Source organism: Roseinatronobacter alkalisoli, from assembly GCF_028745735.1.
Lineage (GTDB): Bacteria > Pseudomonadota > Alphaproteobacteria > Rhodobacterales > Rhodobacteraceae > Roseinatronobacter > Roseinatronobacter alkalisoli.
This window is the reverse complement of sequence record NZ_JAQZSM010000006.1, coordinates 214845-221764: the sequence shown is the minus strand read 5'-3', so window position 1 is coordinate 221764 and position 6920 is coordinate 214845. Positions and strand designations below refer to the sequence as shown.

Below are 6920 nucleotides of genomic sequence, written 5' to 3'. Positions count from 1 at the left end.
CCAGGCCGCGATTCAGGCGCCGGAACAATGTGACGCCCATGTAGTCTTCCAGCACACGCACCTGTCTGCTGACGGCGACCTGACTGACATTCAGTTCGTCGGCGGCCAATGTCAGGCTGTTGTGCCGAATTGGCGGATGTTTTCCAAGCCAAGCTTGGTTGGCTTAAGGGTAACATTTACTCTCGGGGCGCGACGCCAGATATAGAAGAACGAGATGTGAACCCGGCCAAAATTAAGCAAGAGTTTTCAAGAATTACATCCCCACGGATGAGTTGGTTTGGCTGTCAAACCTTCAGGCTGATCTTCTAAGGAAACTGGTCAAGGTCAAGAGCACAGAAGAAGGCCGAGATCTAACAGCTGAAGAAGCGTTGGTAATCATTGAGACAGATATCCCGGACGATACCCAAATTGTGGCGAACAATATCGTCGATTGATTGATCCGGAATCGGCTGATTGATAAGGGTGACCAAGACGTGGCCACAAAATTTGCCCGGGCAATCGTAAATGAATCGAGTTTCAAGTCCGTGGTGAAGGCTGCGCAGAACTAAGCTGGGTGAGGTGGTTTCTGTGCACTGAAGTGGCCGTTACGAGGACCGCTATTTCCCGCACTGCTGTCATCCGCCACAGGGAAATGCTGCGCGATGCGCCGACGACCGGTCGCGTGAACGCTGCGCTGCCTTCGACCTTGGAGTCAATGACTGCTCTGGGTCGGCCTTGTCGCTTCGGGTGGCCCCTGTGCAGGGGTGGAAAGCCGCCATATGATCATCCGGAACTGGACCACGGTCCCTGACATAAAGTGATATGTCGGAAGTGACGCAAAGATGATCCCTGTGACTATGGGGACTGACGGCGTGCAGAGCTCAGCCGTCAAGGTCCGTCCAGGGGCGCCCGCCCGCCAGTTCCAGCGCAAGATGATCGACAAGTGTGCGAAGTTTGGCCGGCATGGGGGAGATTGGTGGCCACAACGCCAAAACTGGCATCTTTCGTGTTGCGTGGCCCGGCAGTACGGGTTCCAGCCTGCCTGCCGCTATCGGATCTGCAACGATGAAGCCCGGCAACATGGCAAGCCCCAGACCGGCCAGTGCGAAATCTCGCATGGTCTCGCCGTTGTTCAGGGTCAGGCAACTGCGCACGGGGGCCGGGGCAAGTTTCCCGTCCTTCGCAAACTGCCAAAGCTGCCCGTCTGGCAAATGGCTGTAACTGAGCACCTGATGCCCCGCCAGATCGGCGGGTGTCGCCGGGTGGCCATGACGGGCCAGATAATCGGGGCTGGCGCAGGCGATCATCTGGTCGGTACACAACGTCCGGCCGATCAAGGCGTTGTCGCGGGAATCGCCAATGCGAACAGCCAGATCGAACCCGTCGCGGACCAGATCGCGGGCGCGGTCGTCATAGTCGATACGCAATTCCAGCCCCGGATGCGCCAGCGCGAAGCGCGCAAGAATCGGGCTGAGAAACAATGTGCCGAAACTCATGGGCGCGGTGATGGACAGCCGCCCGCGCAACGGGGCGGCGCCATCCATGCCCCAGGACGCGCTTTCGGTGGCTGCAGTCAGGGCGGTCAGGGCGGGGCGCAGTTGCTCGGCCAGCCGCAGCGCAGCTTCGGTTGGGGTGACACGGCCTGCATTGCGCAGAAACAAGGCGGCTTGCAATGCACGTTCCAGATCGGAAATACGCTTGCTGATGACGGATTTCGACAGGTTCATATGCGCCGCAGCAGCCGTCACGGTGCCAAGTTCCATCACCGTCAGGAAGGTTTCGATCTCGTCCAACGTGTAGCGCATCAGCTGAGGATATACCGGCCCCTGTCGTTCGGCAATCGCGAACACCGGGTTGATGCATGAGGCCCTGCACAATCGCTTTGTGACCTGTCATATTGTTCAGAACGAAAGGAGGCCCCTTATGGACCTGACTGGAATTCACCACCTGACTGCAATCACAGCTGACGCGCCGGGCAATAACCGGTTTTACACCGAAACTCTGGGGCTGCGGCGCGTCAAGAAAACCGTTAATCAGGACGACACATCCGCCTATCATCTGTTCTTTGCCGATGGCGCGGGCAGTCCCGGCACGGACCTGACTTTCTTCGACTGGCCTGTCGGGCGCGAACGGCGCGGCACGAACGCGATCAGCCGCACGGGGCTGCGTGTCGCTGAGGACAGCCTGGAATACTGGGCTGCTCGCCTGCGGGACGCCGGTTTGGTCCCTGGTGACATCAAACAGACGGATCGCCGCGCCACGCTTGATTTCGAGGATCCGGAGGGCCAGCGCTTCCGTCTGACGGCGGATGCATCCGGCGCCGCGCATCCATGGGCGCGCAGCCCTGTTCCGGCCGAACATCAGATCCGGGGGCTGGGGCCAATCACCATATCTGTGCCGCAACTTGCCCCGACCGAGGCGGTGCTCACGCGCCTGATGAACATGCGCGCAGTGCGCGATTATGCCAGCCCCGACGGGATCGGCCAAGTGCATGTCTATGAAATGGGCGCAGGCGGGCCAGTGTCTGAACTCCATGTGGCTGTGCAACCCAGCCTGCCAATGGCGCAACAAGGCGCAGGCGCGGTGCATCACGTTGCGTTCCGTGTGCCTGATAAACAGGCACTCAGCCAATGGGCAGAGCGATTGAATACCTTACGCATGCCCAGTTCGGGCGAGGTGGAGCGCTATTATTTCCGCAGCCTGTACTTTCGTGAACCGGGCGGCAATCTGTTTGAACTGGCGACCGACGGGCCGGGCTTTGCGGTGGACGAGCCGTTCGAGACGATGGGCGAGGCATTGTCACTGCCGCCCTTCCTTGAACCCCGTCGTGCCGCGATAGAGGCGGGGCTGAAGCCGCTGGAGTGAAAGAACCATTGCCTGTCGCCGGGTGACCCGGCGGCAGGTATTACAGCTTGAATAATGTCTGGCGCTGATATGCACAGGCGTTTCAGTTTGAAGGGGGTGGGCCGATGGCCGCAGAAGGATTGGGGCCGGTCATTGGCCCGGTAGTGGTGCTGATGGGCGCGGCGGTGATTGCCGTGCCGCTGTTCCGGCGATTGGGTCTTGGGTCAGTGCTGGGGTATTTTGCCGCCGGGGCGCTGGTGGGGCCATCAGTGCTGGCGCTGTTCACGGACCCTGACACGATCCTGCATTTCGCGGAACTGGGCGTGGTGATGTTTCTGTTCGTCATCGGACTGGAACTGCGCCCGCAAAAGCTATGGGCGCTGCGCGGGCAGATTTTCGGGCTGGGGCTTGCACAGGTGAGCCTTGCCATTGCGTTGCTGTCGGTGGCGGGTGTGGTGGTTTTCGCACTTCCACCAGTTACAGCCTTTGTTGCTGGGGCCGGGTTTGTGCTGTCCTCGACCGCTGTGATCATGTCCACCTTGCAGGAACGGGGTGAAATCGCGAGTGTTGAGGGGCAAAAATCCGTCTCTATCCTGTTGTTTGAGGATCTGTTGATCGTGCCTTTGCTGGCGGTTGTGGCCTTTCTGTCACCTGTCGGACAGGGTGAGGGCGGGCTGAGTGCCATGGTGCTGGCACTGGCCGGGTTGGTGGCGCTGCTGGTCGCCGGACGTTGGCTGCTTGATCCGTTCTTCGCCCTTCTGGCGCGCGCGCGCACCCGCGAGGTGCTGAGTGCCGGGGCGCTGCTGGTCGTACTCGGGGCCGCCCTTCTGATGGAGGCTGTGGGCCTGTCGATGGCAATGGGCGCGTTTCTGGCCGGGGTTCTGCTCTCTGGCTCCAGCTATCGCCATCAGATCGAAAGCGATATCGAGCCGTTCAAGGGCCTTCTGATGGGGCTGTTCTTTCTTGCGGTCGGCATGTCGCTGAATCTGGCTGTGGTGGCCGCCGAATGGCCACTGCTGCTGGCGATGCTGGTCGTCTATGTGCTGGTCAAGGCGGTGGCCATCTATGCTACAGCGCGGGCCTTCGGCGGGGCCAATCTGACCGCGTTGCGCCGCACCGTCATGTTTGCACAAGGGGGCGAGTTTGCCTTTGTCCTTTATACCGCCGCGCTGGCGGGCGGGGTGATCGATGCGCGCGAAAATGCGATTTTCTCGACTGTTGTTATCCTGTCGATGGCGATTACACCGCTGATCCTGATCGCGGCCGACCGGCTGCTGCGCGATCCGGGGGCCGCATTGGACGGGGTTGATGCGGCAGATGGATTGCGCGGGCAGGTTCTGGTGATCGGCTTCGGGCGTTTTGGTCAGATCGCGCTGCAAATGCTGTTGGCACGCGGCGCGGATGTTTCTGTGATCGAGCACAACCCCGACCGCATCCGAGAGGCTGCGCGCTTTGGCTTCAAGGTCTATTACGGCGATGGTACGCGGCTGGATATCCTGCACGCTTCGGGTGCGGCGCAGGCGCAGGTGATACTTATCTGTGTCGATGATCGGCGCGCGGTCAGCGCCATTGCCGAACTGGTCCAGCACGAGTTCCCGAATGCGACAGTTCTGGCGCGAAGCTATGATCGGGGCCATTCGATGGAACTGATCCGCGCAGGCGTGGATTATGAGATACGCGAGACAGTTGAATCGGCCCTGCTGATGGGGGCCGAAGGGCTACGCCGCCTTGGCTGGGATGAGGCCCGAGTGACCGAGGCGCTGGAAGATGTCCGCCGCCGCGATGCGCAGCGCCTGACCGAACAGGTGCAGGGCGATATCATGTCCGGGCGCGACAAGATACTGACAGCGCCGGTGCCGGAGCCCTTGACGCCCACCAAACCCTTGTCAGAAGGAGATGCATGATGACAAAAACAATCCTTGGCCTTAGCGGAAGCTTGCGGCGCGCGTCGTTTAACGCGGGTTTGCTGCGCGCCGCAGCCGAACTGGTGCCGGAAGGCACAAAGATTGAGATCGGATCAATCCGCGAAGTTCCGCTTTATGATGGTGATCTGGAAAAAGCCTCTGGCCTGCCGCCTGCGGTGAAAACGCTGCAATCCCAGCTACAGGCAGCAGACGGGGTGCTTCTGGTGACCCCGGAATACAACAACGGTATTCCCGGCGTGTTCAAAAATACCATCGACTGGATGTCGCGCGGGCCGGGCCTGCAGATGTGGGTCGGAAAGCCGGTCGCAGTGATCGGCGCGTCGCCCGGCGGGTTTGGCACGATCATGGCGCAGAACCACTGGCTACCGGTTCTGCGCACGCTCAAGGCCGAATTCTGGGCGGAGGGGCGGTTGATGGTGCCGCGCGCGGGTGATCTGTTCGATGAGGATGGAAACCTGGCCGATCCCGCCAGCCGGGACCGGCTGGCAGCTTTCATTGGCGGATTTGCAGAAGTCATTTGACGGAATCTGAAAGCCCCCCGCCCCGGACTGCGGGGCGGGGGGCCGCTTCAGGGCATGCCTCAACTGACCATTCGCTGGCCCAACCATGCTTTTGACACATCCAGATCCGCCGCGCCGAGGTCATGGCCTGCGGGCAGGGTCTGTGCGTCAAGGCTGGCACCGGCACCGCGCAACGCCGCTTCAAGCGCCGGTGCCATGCGGGCGAAGGGATCATGCGCGCCCGATAGCAGCAATACGTCGGCCCCGGCCAGATCGGGGGTTGGCGCATCCTCCAGTACAGCGATGCCGCGCAGCAGGATCGCGCGCTGCACCAGACCGGGATGCAGCAACATCACCGCGCCCAGAATGTTCGCCCCGTTGGAATAGCCCAGATAGCTGATGCGCCTCGCATCCAACCCGTAGCTTTGGACAGCGCTGTCCATGAACCCTTTGAACGCTTCTGCTTCAGACCGGATATCGGCCTGATCATAGGTCACGGCATCAAAGCGGCGAAACCAGCGGTTGATGCCTTCCTCGGTGGACCGCCCGCGCACGCCCAGCAGCGTCGCGCGGGGCGCGATGCGATGGGCCAGTGGCATCAGGTCGGCTTCACTCCCGCCTGTGCCGTGCAGCAGGACAATGACCGATCCATCGGGATCGTCCGGCGTATGAAAACGGTGGATAAAGGGCAAATCACGCATGGGAGTCCTTTCTGCGCTGGGCAGGGCGAATTGTGGCAACATCACGCGCAGATCCTGCGCGCGCGCGGCATCATGTGGCGGGACAAACAACCTTTGGCCAAGGGCCTCTTGCGGCTCGTCAACGGTAAAGCCCGGACCATCGGTTGCATATTCAATCAAATGACCGGCGGGGTCGCGGACATAGAGTGACAGGAAATAGTGCCGGTCATGCATCTCGGTCAGTCCCTGCGCGGTGCCAAGCTTGCGCTGCATGGCGCGCACAGCATCTGCATCACGCGCGCGAAATGCCACATGGTCGATCATCCCGGTGCCGGGAATTGCAGGCACGAAACCGCTGCCATCGCGCAGGTCAATCACATTGGTATCCGACATTAGGCGCTGCACAGCGCCTTCTGCAGGCCCTGCGCGATAGCCAAACTGGGCAAGGAAACCGGCGCTTGCATCGCGCTTATCGCTAAGCAGGGTGACCGCGCGCAGGCGCGTTGGTGCAATCGGGTCCGGCAGCGGGGCCGTTGCAGGCAGGTCAGCGCCCACCAGCTTGACAATTATCCCGTCAGGGTCGCGCAGCCGCAGGACCGGTTCGCCAAATTCGCGCACAGGCCCTTCGACAGGGATTTGGGCGCGCAGCGCACGGGCCAGCCATTCGCCGATACTGGCGGGCGGTACGGCAAGGGCCAACTCGAATACCTGCCCATGCCCGCTACGGCCACGCCCGCCTGCTTCCCACACAAGGAAGCTGATCACGCTGCCGGGGCTGCCTGCCGCATCGCCATAGAACAAATGCAACTGCGCACCATCGGCAAAACCGGCAGTCTGCTTGACCAGTTGCAAGCCCAGAAAGCCTGCATAGAAATCGACATTGGCCTGCACCCGCGCAGTGATTGCGGTCAGGTGGTGAAATCCGGATGGCATGGGAAATCCTCCGTGCTGTGGCGCGAACGCGCTTTTGGGTCGTCCCTCATATATGGGTC

Annotated in this window: 6 protein-coding genes; 3 read left to right on the top strand and 3 right to left on the bottom strand. The window is 61.4% G+C overall.

What is annotated here, in order from left to right:
- Both PUT78_RS09355 and PUT78_RS09350 read right to left on the bottom strand, forming a co-directional pair.
- Positions 1-115: LysR family transcriptional regulator (locus PUT78_RS09355; protein ID WP_337994670.1), on the bottom strand; the 115-nt coding region annotated here is incomplete at its 3' end.
- 745 nt (positions 116-860) lie between these two features.
- Complete coding sequence (locus PUT78_RS09350) at positions 861-1829, bottom strand: LysR family transcriptional regulator (RefSeq protein WP_337994669.1); 969 nt, start codon at positions 1827-1829, stop codon at positions 861-863.
- Between the two features lie 73 nt (positions 1830-1902).
- Here PUT78_RS09350 and PUT78_RS09345 point away from each other — a divergent pair, with 73 nt between their 5' ends.
- From PUT78_RS09345 to PUT78_RS09335, 3 genes are all read left to right on the top strand, one after another.
- On the top strand, positions 1903-2844 hold the full coding sequence (locus PUT78_RS09345; RefSeq protein ID WP_274351981.1) for a ring-cleaving dioxygenase: 942 nt from the start codon (positions 1903-1905) through the stop codon (positions 2842-2844).
- A gap of 104 nt (positions 2845-2948) precedes the next feature.
- A complete protein-coding gene (locus tag PUT78_RS09340; RefSeq protein ID WP_274351980.1) occupies positions 2949-4727 on the top strand; it encodes a monovalent cation:proton antiporter-2 (CPA2) family protein in 1779 nt (592 codons plus the stop codon).
- Positions 4727-5269 (top strand): NADPH-dependent FMN reductase, encoded by a 543-nt coding sequence (locus PUT78_RS09335; RefSeq protein ID WP_274351996.1) that lies wholly within the window; start codon positions 4727-4729, stop codon positions 5267-5269. Before PUT78_RS09340 ends, PUT78_RS09335 begins: the two co-directional genes overlap by 1 nt.
- A gap of 59 nt (positions 5270-5328) precedes the next feature.
- On the opposite strand, the gene PUT78_RS09330 is transcribed toward PUT78_RS09335, so the two are convergent.
- Positions 5329-6861, bottom strand: coding sequence for a VOC family protein (locus PUT78_RS09330; RefSeq protein ID WP_274351979.1), 1533 nt, complete (start codon positions 6859-6861; stop codon positions 5329-5331).
- Positions 6862-6920: the final 59 nt, after the last annotated feature.

Bases quoted from the DNA above. Each gene is read 5' to 3' on its own strand.
- PUT78_RS09345 (WP_274351981.1), top strand. From the start codon at position 1,903: ATGGACCTGACTGGAATTCACCACCTGACTGCAATCACAGCTGACGCG.
- PUT78_RS09340 (WP_274351980.1), top strand. From the start codon at position 2,949: ATGGCCGCAGAAGGATTGGGGCCGGTCATTGGCCCGGTAGTGGTGCTG.
- PUT78_RS09335 (WP_274351996.1), top strand. From the start codon at position 4,727: ATGACAAAAACAATCCTTGGCCTTAGCGGAAGCTTGCGGCGCGCGTCG.
- PUT78_RS09330 (WP_274351979.1), bottom strand. From the start codon at position 6,861: ATGCCATCCGGATTTCACCACCTGACCGCAATCACTGCGCGGGTGCAG.